12 protein-coding genes and 1 pseudogene are annotated in these 16,139 nt (G+C 69.5%); 6 read left to right on the top strand and 7 right to left on the bottom strand.

The features are described from left to right. Entirely contained in the window at positions 1-663 is a 663-nt protein-coding gene (locus ACWDR3_RS22580) for a TetR/AcrR family transcriptional regulator (RefSeq protein WP_450354316.1), read from the top strand. Positions 664-687: 24 nt separating this feature from the next. On the opposite strand, the gene ACWDR3_RS22575 is transcribed toward ACWDR3_RS22580, so the two are convergent. The 4 genes and pseudogenes from ACWDR3_RS22575 to ACWDR3_RS22560 all read right to left on the bottom strand — a co-directional run bounded on the left by ACWDR3_RS22575 (position 688) and on the right by ACWDR3_RS22560 (position 4,009). Then, on the bottom strand, positions 688-2,064 hold the full coding sequence (locus ACWDR3_RS22575) for an FAD-dependent oxidoreductase (protein ID WP_450354315.1): 1,377 nt from the start codon (positions 2,062-2,064) through the stop codon (positions 688-690). A gap of 111 nt (positions 2,065-2,175) precedes the next feature. Continuing rightward, on the bottom strand, positions 2,176-2,364 hold the full coding sequence (locus ACWDR3_RS22570) for a cytochrome P450 (RefSeq protein WP_450354346.1): 189 nt from the start codon (positions 2,362-2,364) through the stop codon (positions 2,176-2,178). A gap of 110 nt (positions 2,365-2,474) precedes the next feature. Further along, positions 2,475-3,470: pseudogene (locus ACWDR3_RS22565) on the bottom strand (cytochrome P450); the annotation flags it as partial. A gap of 242 nt (positions 3,471-3,712) precedes the next feature. Continuing rightward, complete coding sequence (locus ACWDR3_RS22560; protein ID WP_450354314.1) at positions 3,713-4,009, bottom strand: putative quinol monooxygenase; 297 nt, start codon at positions 4,007-4,009, stop codon at positions 3,713-3,715. A 111-nt stretch (positions 4,010-4,120) separates the two neighbouring features. Between ACWDR3_RS22560 and ACWDR3_RS22555 the strand changes: the two genes are divergently transcribed. Further along, complete coding sequence (locus tag ACWDR3_RS22555) at positions 4,121-5,086, top strand: GlxA family transcriptional regulator (RefSeq protein ID WP_450354313.1); 966 nt, start codon at positions 4,121-4,123, stop codon at positions 5,084-5,086. Between the two features lie 49 nt (positions 5,087-5,135). Here ACWDR3_RS22555 and ACWDR3_RS22550 read toward each other — a convergent pair whose 3' ends face one another. Continuing rightward, on the bottom strand, positions 5,136-7,919 hold the full coding sequence (locus ACWDR3_RS22550) for an ATP-binding protein (protein WP_450354312.1): 2,784 nt from the start codon (positions 7,917-7,919) through the stop codon (positions 5,136-5,138). 332 nt (positions 7,920-8,251) lie between these two features. Between ACWDR3_RS22550 and ACWDR3_RS22545 the strand changes: the two genes are divergently transcribed. From ACWDR3_RS22545 to ACWDR3_RS22530, 4 genes are all read left to right on the top strand, one after another. Further along, on the top strand, positions 8,252-9,133 hold the full coding sequence (locus tag ACWDR3_RS22545; RefSeq protein WP_450354311.1) for an alpha/beta fold hydrolase: 882 nt from the start codon (positions 8,252-8,254) through the stop codon (positions 9,131-9,133). Between the two features lie 61 nt (positions 9,134-9,194). Continuing rightward, complete coding sequence (locus ACWDR3_RS22540; protein ID WP_450354310.1) at positions 9,195-9,884, top strand: DPP IV N-terminal domain-containing protein; 690 nt, start codon at positions 9,195-9,197, stop codon at positions 9,882-9,884. A 12-nt stretch (positions 9,885-9,896) separates the two neighbouring features. Next, the gene (locus ACWDR3_RS22535) at positions 9,897-11,273 is read left to right on the top strand and encodes a prolyl oligopeptidase family serine peptidase (RefSeq protein WP_450354308.1); all 1,377 of its coding nucleotides are present in this window, start codon (positions 9,897-9,899) and stop codon (positions 11,271-11,273) included. 189 nt (positions 11,274-11,462) lie between these two features. Next, positions 11,463-13,859, top strand: a complete 2,397-nt coding sequence (locus ACWDR3_RS22530) for a M4 family metallopeptidase (protein ID WP_450354307.1) — start codon at positions 11,463-11,465, stop codon at positions 13,857-13,859. A 91-nt stretch (positions 13,860-13,950) separates the two neighbouring features. On the opposite strand, the gene ACWDR3_RS22525 is transcribed toward ACWDR3_RS22530, so the two are convergent. Then, on the bottom strand, positions 13,951-15,123 hold the full coding sequence (locus ACWDR3_RS22525) for a glycoside hydrolase family 64 protein (protein WP_450354345.1): 1,173 nt from the start codon (positions 15,121-15,123) through the stop codon (positions 13,951-13,953). Positions 15,124-15,365: 242 nt separating this feature from the next. Then, a complete protein-coding gene (locus tag ACWDR3_RS22520; RefSeq protein ID WP_450354306.1) occupies positions 15,366-16,121 on the bottom strand; it encodes a dienelactone hydrolase family protein in 756 nt (251 codons plus the stop codon). Positions 16,122-16,139 lie beyond the last annotated feature (18 nt).

Genomic DNA, 16,139 nt, shown 5'->3' with positions numbered 1-16,139 from the left:
ATGCCGACCACGAAGACGCCGAGGCCGAAGACGCCGGCCGCGAAGACACTGCGCGAGGGGTCCACGCCGAAACGGGCCGCGATCCTCGCCGCGGCTCGGGAGCTGTTCCTCGCCGACGGTTTCGACCGGACCAGCGTCGACGCGGTCGCCGCCCGGGCCGAGGTGTCGAAGCGGACCGTCTACGACTACTTCGGCGACAAGCAGACGCTGTTGCAGGCGGTCGTCGACGCCGTCGGCCAGTCGCTGATCACCACGGTCCGACGCATCCTCGACGACACGCTCACCGACCCCACCGAGGTCGCCGACCTGGAGGACGTCCTGGTCACGTTCTCGATGCGCATCTCGACCGACATGCTCGGTTCGTCGGAGTACGCGACGCTGCAACGGCTGGTCCGGGCGCAGTCCCGCCATGTGCCGGACGGCGGCGAGAACTCCATGGCGGACGCCCCGGAGGCGGCACTCGCCGAGCGGTTCGCCGCCTTCGCCGAGGCCGGGTTGCTGGATGTACCCGACGCCCTGCTCGCGGCCGACCAGTTCATCGCGCTGACCTTCAACGTCGCGCTCAACAGGTTCGGTGCGGCGAACGCCGCGGAGGACAGCCGCGTCCGGCCGCTCATCGTCGAGGGAGTGCGGACCTTTCTCCGGGCGTACCAGGCGAAGTAGGGCCGGAGGGAGTGGCGGGAAGGATCAGTCGGCGGGCCGCGTGCGGTGGAACAAGGCCTGGGCGACGACTTTCGCGACCACGGCCGGATGGAACAGGACGGACGGCGGGGCCACCATGTTGGCGACCCGCGCGAATCGGGTCCACACCCCCGCGTCCCGGACGGACACCTCGAAGAAGTGCTTGTTGTACCAGTGGGCGAATCTTGCTCCGAGGGGCTGATGGTCCGGGTTCCACATGAGATCCGAGTTGCTCGACAGGGTCCATGGGGTCAGGAGCATGCGGGCCACCGCGCGCTGGTATTTCCGGGCCAGGCCATCGAGACCGCTTTGGCGCGTCGCGCGTTCGGTCAGGGTGCGGTGGAGCAGCTCGGCCTCCAACGCGGCGACGGTCAGGCCCTGTCCGTAGACGGGGTTGAACACGCAGACCGCGTCGCCGATGGCGATGAGACGCTCCGGCCAGTCCTTCATCCTGTGGTAAAGGCGCCATTGGTTGTTGATATTGGTGTAGCGATACGTCGGGCCCTGGCCGGTCCGGGTTTCGAGCTGCTCGACCAGGCGGCCGTTCTGCAGGCTCTTCGCGAAATCCAGATAGGCGCTGTCCTCGATCGGCGGCATCTGGTCGTCGTACCCGACCAATGAGCACATCCAGCGGTTCCGTTCCACCGCCAGGATCACTCCACCCCGGGGAATGTCCGGCGCGAACGTCATCTGATAGGCCAGGTTGAAGTCCGGGTGGTTCTTCTCCGGCCGGTCGAAAGACATCGACGTGTACGTGATCCTGGCCTTGACCACGCGTTTCTCGGGCACGGAAAGGCCCAGCTCCGTAAGCCAGTTGTCCAGGGCGCTGGAGCGGCCCGAGGTGTTGACCACCAAGTCCGCTTCGAGTGCCGTCGGTTGCTCGGCGCCCTCGGTCCGGTACCGGACTCCGTTCACCTGGCCGGAGCCGGTCATCGTCAGGCCCTCGCAGCGCGCGGAAGGAATGAGCGTCACCTCGGGCAGCGCGAGTACTTTGCCGCGCAGGCGTCGCTCCAATTCGTCCCGCGTGAACGTCTGAATCTCCACGCCCGTCCGCTTCCGTGGCGCGAATCCGGCGGGCAGGAGGAAACTGAGGTGCTCGCCGTAGTCGAAGACCGGTGCCCCGATTTCTTGTAACTCCGCGCGGAGTCCGGGGAAATATCGCTCCAGAATCTCCCCGCCTTTGGCCAGCAAGGCGTGCGCGTGGTAGCCCTGCGGCGCGTGCGGGTGGGTGCCTGTGTGCTCGTCGACCGAGTCCCGTTCCAGGATGACCACTTCGGAGAAATGGTCGGCCAGGACCCGGGCGGTCACGAGGCCCGCGTACCCTCCGCCGATGACCACGGCCTTTCCCCAACTGCCATGGTGTTCGGCAGGGTTGTTCTGCACAGGCGCTTCCCCCTTGGTCGAACTCCGCTGCCCAAGAGGTACCCGGCGATCGCTGCGTCGATCTTCGGCGGTGGGGGCGCGTTGCGGTGTGACCGTGGTACTCGGGAACCGTCACACGCGGGGCCTGACCCGCATGGTCAGGCGTTGTGGACTCAACGTGAGTGCCAGGGACGGGCGAACTCGGCTGTCCGGTAAGGGTTCCAGGCGCCAGCGGGCGGCGATCGTGGCCAGGATGATGACGGCTTCGGTGATGCCGAACTGGTCGCCGATGCACTTGCGGGCACCCCCGCCGAACGGGATGAAGGAACCGTCCGCCGGGCTGAGGCGCTGGGGATCCTCCAGCGGTCGGGGTCGAAGCGCTCGGGGTCGTCGTACTGGTCGGCGCGGTGGTGGATCAGGTACGGGCTGTAGATGATCGCCGTACCGGCCCGCAGGAAATGCCCGCCGAGTCGGGTGTCGGCCGTGGTGGTACGGCTGATGAGCCAGCCCGGCGGGTACAGCCGCAGCGTCTCGTTGATGACCCGGCGCGTGTACTCCAGCCTGGGCACGTCGTCGAAGGTGGCCGTGGCGCCGGCGAGAACGTCGTCGACCTCGGTGTGCAGTCGCTCCTCGACACCGGGATGGTTCGTCAGCAGATGCAGCGACCAGGCCAGGACGGCGGCGGTGGTCTCGATCCCGGCGAAGAAGAAGTCCATCAACTGGTCGATGATCTCGGCATCGGACAGACCCTGGTCCTTGGACAGACCCTCGTCCTTGTCGCCCTCGGTGGAACCGGGACCGTCCAGGAAGACCGACAACAGGTCGTCCTCGCCGGTGCCGCCCGAGCGGCGGTCCGCGATGACGCGGGCCATCGTCCCGCGCAGGCGTGAACGCGCCTGGTGGTACCGGCGGTTGCCGGGGGTGGGGAGCGAGTTCAGCCGCGGTGGCGTGATCATGCGCCTGAAGATGCCCTCCGTGATGACGCCGAAATCCTCCAGCATCTCGGCGAGGGCGGTGGCGGACAGGGTGTCGGCGAACACCGTCGCCACGAAACTCTGGGCGGCGATCCGCTGCATCTCGACGTAGACGTCGAAGGTCTGCCCGTCGGACCAGGAACCGGTGACGGCGGCCGTCTCCCGGGTCATCACGCGCGCGTACGCGGGGAGCCGGGCGGAGCGGAACGCCGGTTGCACCAATCGACGTTGGCGCCGGTGCTCGGCATGCGGGCAGAGGGGCAGACCGTTGCCCAGCGCTTCCCTCGCCTGTTCGATCTGCGGACCGCCCTTGTCGAACGTCCGGTCGTCGACGGGGACTTGGCGGGTCAGCCCGGGGTCGCACACCGCGAGAGCCTTGAGCGGGCCGATACGGATGTAGACCAGGTCGCCGTGAGCGGGCAGGGACCTGAGGAACCGCAGCGGATCGCGCATCAGCGGCAGAAGATGGCCGAGGAGGGGAAGCCCTCCGGGTGCCGAGCCGACGGAGACGGCCGTTGTCATGAATACCCCCGATCGCGGGACCGATCCTCCAGCCTCACCGACGGGGTCCGGGCGGGGAGGGGCGCTCGGGGGAGCGTATGGAAGCAGATGGGCTCGGCCCGTCCTGTCGCGCTCCGGGCAACCGCTGTGCTCAGGAAGTGCGGACGCCCGGCCGATCCGGGCGTCCGCCTCGGTCACGAGACCTTCACTCCCAGCAGGTCCACCGGGGCGATCACCGGCGGCGCACTGAGCTTCGTCCGCGCGGCCTCCCCGAGTGCCTCGGCGATCCGGCCCGCCAGGTGCGCCTGGCGGCCCTGCTCGTCCTCGAAGGTGTCGAACACCCCGAAGGTGGTGGCGTTCTCGCGGAACGCGAACCACGTCACCGTGCCCTGCTCCTGTTCGGCCAACTCCTGCGCGCCGCGCAGCAGGGCCGCCACCTCGTCGGCGTACTCCGGCTTGGCCTCGATGCGTACCAACAGACCGACCTTCATGTCACCGCTCCTCGCGTAGGGAGCGCCGGTCTCCCGGCGCACGACGAACGTATGGCGGCGGCCGGTGATCACATCAGCGGCAGAAACGACACGGTTGATAGTGTTCCCGCCATGCAAGTGGCGGTCGTCGTCTACGACGGGGTGTTCGACTCAGGGCTCGCGGCCATCCTCGATGTGCTGGACAACGCCAACGCGCTGGGCGCGCGGATCCACGAGTCGTCGCCCACCTGGAAGGTGACACTGGTCGGGCCCGAGCCCAGGGTCCGGACCGGGGCGGGACTCCTCGTGGCACCCGAACCGCTTGAACGCGCGCGGACGGCGGACCTCCTGGTCGTCCCGGCACTCGCGGCGAACGATCCCGCGGTCCTGCTCGACCATGTCGGCGGCGAGGCTTCCCGCGCCGTCCGCGACCTCATCGCGGAGACCCGTGCCCGCGGTACGGCCGTCGCGTCGGCCTGCGCGGGTACGTTCCTGCTGGCCGAGGCGGGTGTGCTGGACGGGTTGCGCGCCACGACGACCTGGTGGCTGTCACCGGTGTTCCGCAACCGCTACCCCAAGGTCCAGGTCGATCACAGCCGGATGGTCATCTCCAGCGGGGGCGTCACCACCGCCGGCGCGGCCTTCGGCCACGTCGACCTCGCCCTGGCGATCGTCCGGGCGAGCAGCCCCGCACTCGCCGACCTGGTCGCCCGCTATCTCGTGGTCGACGAACGCCCTTCGCAGGCCGCGTACATCATTCCCAGCGCCCTGGCCCAGAGCGATCCGACCGTCGCGGCCTTCGAGGTCTGGATTCGCGAGCACCTTGCCGAACCCGTCAGCATCCCCGAAGCGGCCAGAGCCGTCGGCGTCAGCGAGCGGACCCTGCAGCGCGCCGTCCAGCGCACTATCGGCACGTCACCGATCCGCTTCGTCCAGGACCTGCGCATCGAGCGCGCCTCCCACCTGTTGCGGACCACCGACCTGTCCCTGGAGGCCATCGCCAGAAAGGTCGGCTACGAACACCCCAACACCCTGCGGGTACTTCTTCGCGAACGCACCGGCAGGACCACGTCGGCCCTGCGCGGAAACAGGCAGTAACAACAGGCCACCCAGCAACAGGCCCTGCGAACAAGCTCGGCAACAGCCCCTAGTCGGGCGGCAGTTGCGCCAACGCGTCGCGCAGCGCCGCGCGGGAGGCCACGCCCAGCTTGGGGAAGAGCTGGCGCAGGTGGGCGGCGACGGTGCGGGGGGAGAGGAAGAGGCGTTCGGCGATCTGCTTGTTGGTGAGACCGGCCGCCGCGAGCATGGCGATCTCCCGCTGCTGCGGCGTCAGCGACGCAGGGCCGGTGACCCCGGCGGTCCCGAGGGACAGGCCGGTCGCCCGCAGCTCGTTGCCCGCCCTGGTCGCCCAGGGTTGGGCGCCGAGGCGCTCGAAGGTGTCGATCGCGTTGCCGAGCTGGATGCGCGCTTCCGAGGTGGCCTTGGCGCGTCGGAGGCGTTCGGCGTAGGCGAGTTGGACCCGGGCCAGCTCGAAGGGCCAGCGGTCGGTTCCGGGTACGGCGAGCGCCTCCTCGAACAGCGCGGTCGCGTCGGGGTCGACGGCTGCGATCGCCGCCGACGCCTTGACGAGCAGGGCGAGACGGGGCGAGATCGCGTCGATGCCGGCCTCGCGCGCCGCCGCGGCATGAGCGGCCGCCTCCTTGGTCCGGCCCGTCCTGACCGCGGCCTCGACGAGGTCCATGACGACGAAGAGGGCAGGGGGGACGTGCGAGGCGAGCTCTCCCGGGCGGCTGATGGCGGACGCGTGCCGGTAGGCGTCCTCGAACCGGCCCCGGCCGAGCGCGGCCAGCGCCCTCGCATGCGAGGCGCAGGACAGATAGGAACCCACACCGCGCGGTGTCGCCCACAAGGTCATCTCGTCGGTCAGGGTTCTGGTGGCGGCCTCGTCACCGCGCGCCGCGGCGACCAGGGCCCGCTGGTACAGGAACTCCGTCGACAGCAACTGGTAGCTGTGGGCGTCCCCGAGATCCCGGCCCTGCGCGGCCTGCGCTTCGAGCTCGTCCCACTCGCCGGCCGCGAAGTGGTCCCTGCCCAGGTAGACCAACCCCTGGATCTCCACGGCGAGCGAGCTGTTGTCGCGCCCGTCGCGGAGCACGCGCCGCAGCGCCGTCCTGCACCCGGGCAGCCGGTCCACGTAGAGAGAGGTCATGGCGATCCGGATGACACGGACCGGATCGACCTCCCGGTCGAGCGAGGTGATCGCCTCGTCGAGCCTCCCGAGCGCGGGCGGTGCCGTCCGCGCCGGATCGGCCATCGTGCTGAGCGCCAGGGCGAGTTGGTCCGGAATCCCCGGCTTCACCAGGCTCAGTGCCTTGTGCAGGGGCTGCCACAACTCCGCGCGCTGACTGCTCTGGCACAGCCAGGCGAGCGTGTACAGCGCGTTGATCATGGTGGGGTCGGTCGCGTCGTACGGCTGGTGCTGCATCTGGATCGCGCCGACCAGCAGCCGGTGGGCGGTGTCCAGGTCGCCCTCGCCGCTGAGCAGGATGTGGTGGGCCGCCGCGACCGCGGCGACCAGCGGCCCGGCCCGTCCGCCGTCGGCCACGCGGGCCTCTTCCAGCAGCCGCGGCACATCCCGCAGATCACCGGTCAGATCCGCGCCGAGGTAGGCCGCCTCGGCGATCCGCCGGCTGCGCTCGTATCCGCGCGGACTCAGCTCCGCCGCGCGCAGCAGCGCGGCGATGGCCCCGCCCGCGTCACCCCGCCGCACGGTGTCACGCGCCAACTGTTCGAGCAGCACCGCGACTTCCTCGTCGGGTTCGACGGTGGCGTGGGCGAGGTGCCAGGCGCGCCGGTCGGGCCTGTCGGTCCAGTACTCGGCGAGGGCACGATGCGCCGCGCGCCGCTGATCGCTGGTCGAGAGCTCCACGACGGCCGAGCGCGTGAGCGGATGCCGGAACGCCAGGCGTCCGGTGCCCTCGTCCACGTACACGAGTCCCGCCCGCTCCGCGTGCGCCAGGTCGTCCATACCGGTCTGCCCGGTCCCGGCCGACGCGAGGACGCGCAGGTCGCCGGTGCCGTCCAGGACCGCGTACAGGAGGAGTTGGCGGGTCGGGGCGGGCAGTGCTACCACGCGGGAGGCGAACACGGCCTGGAGCCGGCGGCTCAACGGCAGTAGTTCGGGCATCCCGGTGCCGGAGCGCTGCGATCCGCTGAGGGCGGTGGGCAGTTCGAGCAGGGCCAGGGGGTTGCCCTGCGCCTCGGCCAGCAGGCGCTCCCGCACACGAGGGGCAAGAGAAGGGGAGCGTGCCTCGATGAGCGTTGCCGCCGCTGTCGTATCGAGCGGTTGTACGTGGTGCCGAGGGACCCCGCCGTGCTCGAAGAAGCTTCCCTCTCCTGTCCGGTACGCGCCGAGGAAGCCGACCCTGCTGCCGCCCAGGCGGCGCGCGACGAAGCCCAACACCGTGGCGCTGGCCCGATCCAGCCACGGAAGGTCGTCGACGACGACCAGCAACGGGCGCTCCGCGGCTGCCTGCACGAGAAGGGTCAACGCCGCGTTCGAGACCAGCAGTTGATCGGAGGGAGCCCCCTGGTCCAGTCCCAACGCGACACCGAGGGCGTTGCGGTACGGGTCGCTCAGCCTCTCGATCCCGGCGAACAACGGCTGAAGAACCTGATGGAGCCCCGAGAAACTGATGGTGCTCTCGAACTCCACACCGGCGGCACGCACCACCCGCGCGCCCGCGCTGTGCGCCTGCTCGGCCGCCGCGTCCAGCAACACCGTCTTGCCGACACCGGCATCCCCGGACAACAGCAGTGCCCCGCCGGAGCGCACGGCCTCGTCGACGAATTCCCGCATCAGTACGAGATCGTGATCGCGCCCGACCAGATGTCCCGTCGGACCCGGCAGCGGAGACCCATCCCGGTGCATGCACATCTCCCTTCCGACCTCGGCACTTTACCTGTGGCCCCGACCGCCACACGCCCGCAGGCCACCTGGATCGCCGCCGTCAGCCGCCGGTACGACCCCTGGACGCGGGCTCGCACACGACCAGCTTCCTCCCTGCTGATAGCCCCTTCCTTCCAAGCCAGGTCAGCGGCCTGCCCTCCTGAGGACGGCGTCCGGCACGCGGTGGAACGTAGTAGACCGGTCGGCTAGCGTCCTTGATGTGGCGCGGGACTTGCGACCGCTGCCGAACCAGTTACTTGGCGCGGACTTGCGACCGCTGCCGACCCACTTCCCCTCGAACCCGGAGCAGAGCCATGAACGACAACGGACGTCAGGACGGGATCCACCCCTTCCCGGCCGGTATGCAGACCCGTGAGATCGAGACCAACGGCGCCAGGATCCACGTCCGCGTCGGCGGGCAGGGGCCGGCGGTCGTCCTCCTGCACGGCTTCGGCACGACGGGCGACATGTGGGGGCATCTGACCGACGCCCTCATCGAGGACCGCACGGTGATCGCCCCCGACCTGCGGGGGTTGGGTCTCTCGTCGAAACCCGAGGGCGGCTACGACAAGAAGAACCAGGCGGCTGACGTGTGGGGTGTCCTGGACGCCCTGGACGTGGACACCCTCGAACTGGTGACACACGACATCGGCATCATGGTCGGCTACGCGGTCGCCGCCACCCACCCCGAGCGCGTCAGCCGATGGGTGGCGATCGACGCACCGTTGCCCGGCATCGGGCCCTGGGAGCAGATCATCCAGGATCCGGCCATGTGGCACTTCGGCTTCGGCGGTCACGACATGGAGCGCCTGGTCGACGGCCGCGAGCGCATCTACCTCGACCGCTTCTGGAACGAACTCTCCGTGGTCCCGGAGCGGTTCGACGAAGCCAAGCGCCAGCACTACGCCGCGCTCTACGCGCAACCCGGTGCGATGCGCGCCAGCTTCGCCCAGTTCCTGGCGTTCGCCCAGGACGCGGCCGACAACAGGAAGTTCCTCGCGCAGGGCAAGCTCCCGATGCCGGTCCTGGGCTTCGGCGGCGAAGCCACCTTCGGCCCCGGGATCGGCGAGGTGCTGCGGTGCGTGGCCGACAACGTGGAAGACGCGGTCATCCCGGACTGCGGGCACTGGATCACGGAGGAGCAGCCGCAGGCGACGACTGATCTGGTCGTCGACTTCCTGCGCCGGGCGAGCTGAGAGATCGCCCTCTGAATCGAACTCACGTTTTATTGCGGCACCTGGTGGAAGGCTGCCGTACGTGTCGATCCCTCCGATTCCCTCGATCCCTCCCCTCCCCGAACAACTCGTCCGCACCGCCCGCTTCACCCACGGCGTCCCCGCCCATCTCACCGTCACTCCCGACGGCAGGACCGTCCTGTTCCTGCGCTCCCGCGCCGGAGACGATCCGGTAGCCCGCCTCTGGGCCCTGGACCTCGACTCCGGCGCGGAGCGTCTGGTGGCGGACCCGGTGACGCCGAGCCGTCAACAGCCGACCGGCATCGGGGCGTTCGCCACGAGCCGGAGCGGTGATCTGGTCGCCTTCGTCCTGGCGGGGGAGTTGTGGGCGGTGCGCGTCACCGGCGGCCGGCCGTGGCGCCTGCCGACACCCGGCCCGGTGTCCGACCCGCGCCCCGATCCCACCGGACACCGCATCGCCTACGTCACCGGTGGCGCCCTGCGTCTGATGAGCGCCGACGGCACCGCGGACCGACCCGTCGCCGAACCCGATGCCCCCGACGTCGAGTTCGGGACAGCGGTACACACGGCCACCACCGCACCCGACGGACCGCACGGCCACTGGTGGTCCCCGGACGGCACTCAACTCCTCGTCGCCCGCACGGACTCCAGCCGCGTCCACCCCTGGCCCGCGCTCGACAGCGAGGCGCCAGGACGACGTTTCGCTGCCGCCGGCACCCCCAACGCCGACGTCACACTCTGGATCGCCTGACTCAACGGCCCGATGACGCAGGTCGGTTGGGACCGTGAGGCGTTCGAGTACGTCGTCGGGGCCGGCTGGGACGAGCACGGGCCCTACGTCGTCGTACAGTCCCGGGACCAGTGCACCGTCCGCTTCCTCGGTGTCGACCCCGGCGACGGGCGAACGGCGGTCCTGCACGAACAGCGCGACGAACACTGGGTGCAACTCGTCCCCGGGCTCCCCGTCCGCACCGCCACCGGCGTCCTCCTCGCCCATGCCGACCTGAACGGCACCCGCCGGCTCACCGCCGACGGCGTCCCCGTCACACCACCAGGGCTCCAACTCCGGTCCGTGCTCGGCGTCGACAGCGACGAGGTGCTGTTCACCGCGTCCGAGTCCGACGAGCCCACCGAGACGCACCTCTACGGCTATGAACGCGCGGCAGGTGTCCGTCGGTCGAGTTCGGACCCCGCCGTCCACTCCGGCCTGTGCCGTGCCGGCACCCTCGTCCAGGTCGCCCGTGGCGCGGACCGGCCCGGTGGGCAGACCCGGGTGCGGCGGGGCGGGAAGCCGGCCGTCACGATCCGCTCGTACGCCGAGCAGCCCGTACTCGACGTGCGCCTCACCCAACTCGTCCTCGGGCCGCGCGAGTTGCGAGCCCAGCTCCATCTGCCCTCCTGGCACCGGGCCGGCAGCGGTCGACTGCCTGTGCTGGCCGATCCGTACGGGGGTGCGGCCGCGCAGCGGGTCACCGCGGAGACCGACTGGCGCGTGCTGGTGCGGCAGTGGTTCGCCGAGCACGGGTTCGCGGTGCTTGTCGCCGACGGGCGGGGTACTCCGGGGCGTGGGCCGGGGTGGGAGCGTGAGGTCCACGGCGATCTGTTCGGGGCGGCGGTCGAGGACCAGGTCACCGCGTTGCGGGAAGCCGCGCGGCTGCACCCCGAGCTCGATCTCGGGCGCGTCGGTATCCGGGGGTGGTCCTTCGGCGGTTCTCTCGCGGTCGCCGCCGTGCTGCGCCGCCCGGACGTCTTCCATGCCGCCGTCGCCGGAGCGGGCGTCACCGATCAGCGGCTGTACAACGCCCACTGGCGTGAGCGGAGTCTCGGTCATCCCGACCGGTTTCCCGAGCGGTACGAGGCCTGTTCCCTCGTGCGGGACGCGCCGCGCCTCGTACGGCCGTTGCTGCTCATGCACGGCCTCGACGATCGCAATGTGCCGCCGCTCAACACGGTGCGCCTGTCCGACGCGCTGCGGGACGCCGGGCGCTCGCACGAGGTGTTTCTGATGCCGGGCGTCGGTCATCAGCCGATCGGGCCTTCGGCCACGGCTGAGCTGATGGATCGTCAGATTCGGTTTCTGCAACGGCACTTGGGCGGGTCAGGGGTGGTCCCTCTGTCATCGTCCGGCGCAGAGGGATAACCCTCGATTGTCCCCGACCGTGCTGACATGCCTCGGTCAAGCCTGCCATCCTCCCCCCAACTGCGGCACGTACCCCCCACGTTCTCTTCACGCAGTCACGGTCCCGCACAGCTCGGCTCGTCCCGGTCAGCACACCCGGCTGCCCGGTCTGTCCGGCCGCCCCACGCGGCCACCGCAGTAGGAGAACGAGTGAGACGCAACCCCCGCAAGCGGATGGCGGTAGGAGCCCTGGTCTCCACCGCGGCCTTCCTCGCCGTCGGCATCCAGTCGGTTCCGGCGAACGCGAAGCCCGCTGCCCCCCACCCCAGCCCCCTGCGCACCGGTGGTCTGGAGGCCAAGCTCACCCCGGCCCAGCGCTCCGCGCTGATCAAGAGCGCCGATCAGAAGACCACCGCGACGGCCCGCACGATCGGCCTCGGCGCCGGGGAGAAACTGGTCGTCAAGGACGTCGTCAAGGACAACGACGGCACCCTCCACACCCGCTACGAGCGGACCTATGCCGGCTTGCCCGTCCTCGGCGGCGACCTCGTCGTGCACACCCCGCCCGCGGCTCAGGCCACCGGCACGGTGAGCACGACGTTCAACAGCAAGCGCAGCGTGAAGGTCGCCTCCACCACCGCCACCTTCACCAAGGCGTCCGCCGAGACCAAGGCCCTGAAGGCGGCCAAGTCCCTCGCCGCCGAGAAGCCCACCACCGACAGCGCCCGCAAGGTCATCTGGGCCGGCAGCGGCACCCCGAAGCTCGCCTGGGAGACGGTGGTCGGCGGTCTGCAGGACGACGGCACGCCCAGCCAGCTGCACGTCATCACCGACGCCACCAGCGGCGCGGAGCTCTACCGCTACCAGGGCATCAAGACCGGTACCGGCAACAGCCAGTACAGCGGCACGGTCACCATCGGGACCACGCTGTCCGGTTCGACGTACCAGCTGAACGACACCACGCGCGGCACCCACAAGACGTACAGCCTGAACAACGGCACGTCGGGCACCGGCACCCTGATGACCGACGCCGACGACACCTGGGGCACCGGCTCCGGCTCCAACACCCAGACGGCGGGCGTCGACGCGCACTACGGCGCCCAGGTGACGTGGGACTTCTACAAGAACACCTTCGGCCGCAGCGGCATCAAGAACGACGGTGTCGCCGCCTACTCGCGCGTCCACTACAGCACGGCGTACGTCAACGCCTTCTGGGACGACGACTGCTTCTGCATGACGTACGGCGACGGCACGAGCAGCACCCACGCGCTCACCTCGCTGGACGTCGCCGGGCACGAGATGAGCCACGGTGTCACCTCCAACACCGCCAATCTCAACTACACCGGTGAATCGGGCGGGTTGAACGAGGCGACCTCCGACATCTTCGGTACCGGCGTCGAGTTCTACGCCAACAACTCCTCCGACGTCGGTGACTACCTCATCGGCGAGAAGATCGACATCAACGGCGACGGCACGCCGCTGCGTTACATGGACGAGCCCGACAAGGACGGCGGCTCCGCCGACAGTTGGTACTCGGGCGTCGGCAACCTCGACGTGCACTACTCGTCCGGTCCCGCGAACCACATGTTCTACCTGCTCTCCGAGGGCAGCGGCACCAAGACCATCAACGGTGTCACCTACAACAGCCCGACCTCCGACGGCGTCGCCGTCGCCGGCATCGGCCGGGCCGCCGCCCTGCAGATCTGGTACAAGGCGCTGACGACGTACATGACGTCCAGCACCACGTACGCCCAGGCCCGCACCGCCGCCCTGAACGCAGCCGGGGCGCTGTACGGCACCAGCTCCGCGCAGTACGCCGGAGTCGGCAACGCCTTCGCGGGCATCAACGTCGGCAGCCACATCACCGTGCCGACCACCGGCGTCACGGTCACCAACCCGGGCAGCCAGTCCTCCACCGTCGGTACCGCGGTGAGCCTGCAGATCTCGGCCAGCAGCACCAACAGCGGCACCCTGACCTACGCCGCGACCGGTCTGCCCACCGGTCTGTCGATCAGCTCGACGGGCGCCATCACCGGCACCCCGACGACGGCAGGCACCTACAGCACCACCGTCACGGTGACCGACAGCACCGGGGCCACCGGTACCGCCGCTTTCACCTGGACCGTGAGCTCCAGCGGTGGCGGCGGAAGCTGCACCTCGACCCAGCTCCTCGGCAACCAGGGCTTCGAGTCTGGCAACACCACCTGGACCGCCACCAGCGGGGTCATCACCAACTCCAGTAGCCAGGCGGCCCGTACGGGCTCCTACAAGGCCTGGCTGGACGGCTACGGATCCACCCACACGGACACGCTGTCCCAGTCGGTGACCATCCCCAGCGGCTGCACGGGGACCACGTTCACCTTCTACATCCACATCGACACGGCCGAGACCACCACCAGCACCCAGTACGACAAGCTGACGGTCACCGCCGGGTCCACCACCCTGGCCACCTACTCCAACCTGAACGCGGCCTCCGGCTACGTCCAGAAGTCCTTCAGCCTGTCGGCCTTCGCGGGGACCACGGTCGCCCTGAAGTTCTCCGGCGTCGAGGACTCCTCGCTCCAGACCAGCTTCGTCATCGACGACACAGCGGTGACCACCAGCTGACCGACACCGACACCGGCACGGCTTGAGGCCTCACCCCGCGCAGTGCGGGGTGAGGCCTCGGCCTTTGGTGGTGACTCTCCCTGCTGACCGCCTAGTTGAAGGGGTCCAGCGTCAGGTTCGCCTGCTGCGGGTTCCCGTCGTGGACCAGGGACTCCTGGTTGCCGACGTCGTCGAAGGCGAACGCGTAGGCCTTGCCGTCCGCCATCTGCGCGTGGATCTTCTTCGCGTACTGGTTGGTGACCGAGTCCAGATAGAAGTTCGCCGTGCTGGTGTCCGGCTGGTTGGGGTTGACCAGGAGCGTGGAGCGGTTGAAGCCCGCGCACAGCGTGCGTGAAATCGGGCCGCGCACCAGGTCGTTGGGCGCGTCGAGGTACTTGTAACAGCCGAAGATGCTGGCCGCGTCCGGCTTCTGGAAGCTGGTGACGACCGCGCCCGAACTGTTGGTGAAGTTCATGACGTTGCCCGACACCCGGCCGTAGTACTTGGTGTTCGGCTGGTCGGCGAACGGGGTGACCGTGAGGTTCGTCGTCGCGTACTTCGTCCATACGCGGTTGATGTAGTCGTTCATCACGGTGGCGGGCAGGGCGCCCGTCTCCAGCCCGTACGTGGGTGACAGGGCCCGCAGCACGGTGCCGTCGGACCGGGTCTGGATCAGGTTCGCCCAGCCGCCCGACTGCGCGCGCAGCGAGTTGAAGAACCCGTTGTAGCCACCCGACTTGAGGTGACCGGTGGTGAGCGTGCTGCCGTCGGCGCGCACCACGCCCACCGCGTGGGGCGCGGCGAACATGTCCACCTGGCTGCTGTTGATCCACAGGCCGGAGTCGTTGAGCGTGTACTCGGACCAGCTGAAGAGAATGTCGCGGTTCGGGTCGGTCGGGTTCTGGACCGCGGGCTGCACCAGACCGCCCGTGGTCAGCTTGAAGACGAGCTTCTGTCCGTAGGAGAAGTAGATCCGGCCTGAGAACTTCGGGATCCGGATGGTCTTCGTCTGCCCGTTGGCGGGACCCGCGATGGAGGCGTCGGGCGCGGGCGTGGGCGGATTGCCGCCGGCCGGCCAGGCGTGGAAGGTGCCGTTCGCGTCGGCCCAGCCCTGCTGCCCCGTACTCAGCAGGGTGCCCAGGGTGTACACGTAGACCGCGTCACCGCGGCCGGAGTTGTTGGTGAGCTTCAGGGGGATCGTGGCGGGCACCGCCGCCTCCGCGGCGGACGGTGTGATGACCGTGAGGACGGCGCCGAGCAGCGCGGCCGCCACGGCCGGTGCCATGATCCGGCGAGTGAGCTTTCTGAGCACGCTCCACCTCCGTGTGGGGGGTCACTCAGGGAGATTGGTCCGTACCTGATTTTGAGAGCGCTCTCAAAGTGACACCGCGATTGCGTGCATGTCAACGGCCGGAACATGTGAATACGAGTCGGCGCCCGCGGATCGCACACCGCGGGCGCCACTGTGAGGGTCTGAGCGTCGGTCAGAAGGCTTGGTCAGAAGGTGCGGTCTCAGAAGGTGCGGTCTCAGAAGGTGCGGTCGAGGAGGTCGAGCAGCGCCGCCCAGTGCCGCTCGTCGCCCTCCTTGTTGTACGAGGAGGTGTCCGCCTGTGTGTAGCCGTGGTGCGCGCCGGGATAGACCTCGATGGTGTGCCGTACGCCCGCCTCGGTGAGCGTGTCCGCCAGGCGCTGCTGCTGCTCGGGCGGGAGCGAGTCGTCCTGGTCGGCGTGGCCGAAGTACAGCTCGGCGGTGATGTGTTGGGCCACCAGGTGCGGGCTGTCGGGCGTGTCGGTCGCCAGGCGTCCGCCGTGGAAACCGGCCGCCGCCGCGACCCGGTCCGGGAAGGTGCCGGCGGTGAGCACGGCCAGCCGGGCGCCCATGCAGTAGCCGGTCAGCGCGACCGGTCCGTCGGTGACGAGCGGGGAGTCGGCCAGCCAGCGCAGGTAGGCGTCCGCGTCCCGCATCGCGAGCTCGGGCGTCAGACTCTGCATCACCGGCATGATCTGTCCGAAGATCTCCGGTCGCGCCTCGGGGTCGATGAACTCGGGCAGGTCGAAGACCGGCGTACGGCCGCTCCGGTAGAACACGTTGGGGACGAGCACCGTGTAGCCGGCCGCGGCGATCCGGTCGGCCATCGACTTCAGGTGCGGACGGATGCCGAAGGCGTCCTGGTACAACAGGACGCCCGGGTGGGGACTGCCGTCATCGGGGTGGGCCAGATAGGCGTCGGCGACGCCGTCCTGGGTGGTGATGTCCACGTCTGATCCCTGTACGGAGGTCATGGGGGCTGCCTCTCTGCG

This window comes from Streptomyces sp. NPDC001002 (assembly GCF_053599215.1).
Note: the sequence above shows the minus strand (reverse complement) of the source record. Positions and strands in the feature narration are given on the sequence as shown.

Excerpts from the sequence above, each read along its gene's own strand:
- ACWDR3_RS22550 (WP_450354312.1), bottom strand. The coding sequence starts at position 7,919 with ATGCACCGGGATGGGTCTCCGCTGCCGGGTCCGACGGGACATCTGGTC.
- ACWDR3_RS22560 (WP_450354314.1), bottom strand. The coding sequence starts at position 4,009 with ATGAAGGTCGGTCTGTTGGTACGCATCGAGGCCAAGCCGGAGTACGCC.
- ACWDR3_RS22525 (WP_450354345.1), bottom strand. The coding sequence starts at position 15,123 with ATGGCACCGGCCGTGGCGGCCGCGCTGCTCGGCGCCGTCCTCACGGTC.
- ACWDR3_RS22520 (WP_450354306.1), bottom strand. The coding sequence starts at position 16,121 with ATGACCTCCGTACAGGGATCAGACGTGGACATCACCACCCAGGACGGC.
- ACWDR3_RS22545 (WP_450354311.1), top strand. The coding sequence starts at position 8,252 with ATGAACGACAACGGACGTCAGGACGGGATCCACCCCTTCCCGGCCGGT.
- ACWDR3_RS22580 (WP_450354316.1), top strand. The coding sequence starts at position 1 with ATGCCGACCACGAAGACGCCGAGGCCGAAGACGCCGGCCGCGAAGACA.
- ACWDR3_RS22535 (WP_450354308.1), top strand. The coding sequence starts at position 9,897 with ATGACGCAGGTCGGTTGGGACCGTGAGGCGTTCGAGTACGTCGTCGGG.
- ACWDR3_RS22555 (WP_450354313.1), top strand. The coding sequence starts at position 4,121 with ATGCAAGTGGCGGTCGTCGTCTACGACGGGGTGTTCGACTCAGGGCTC.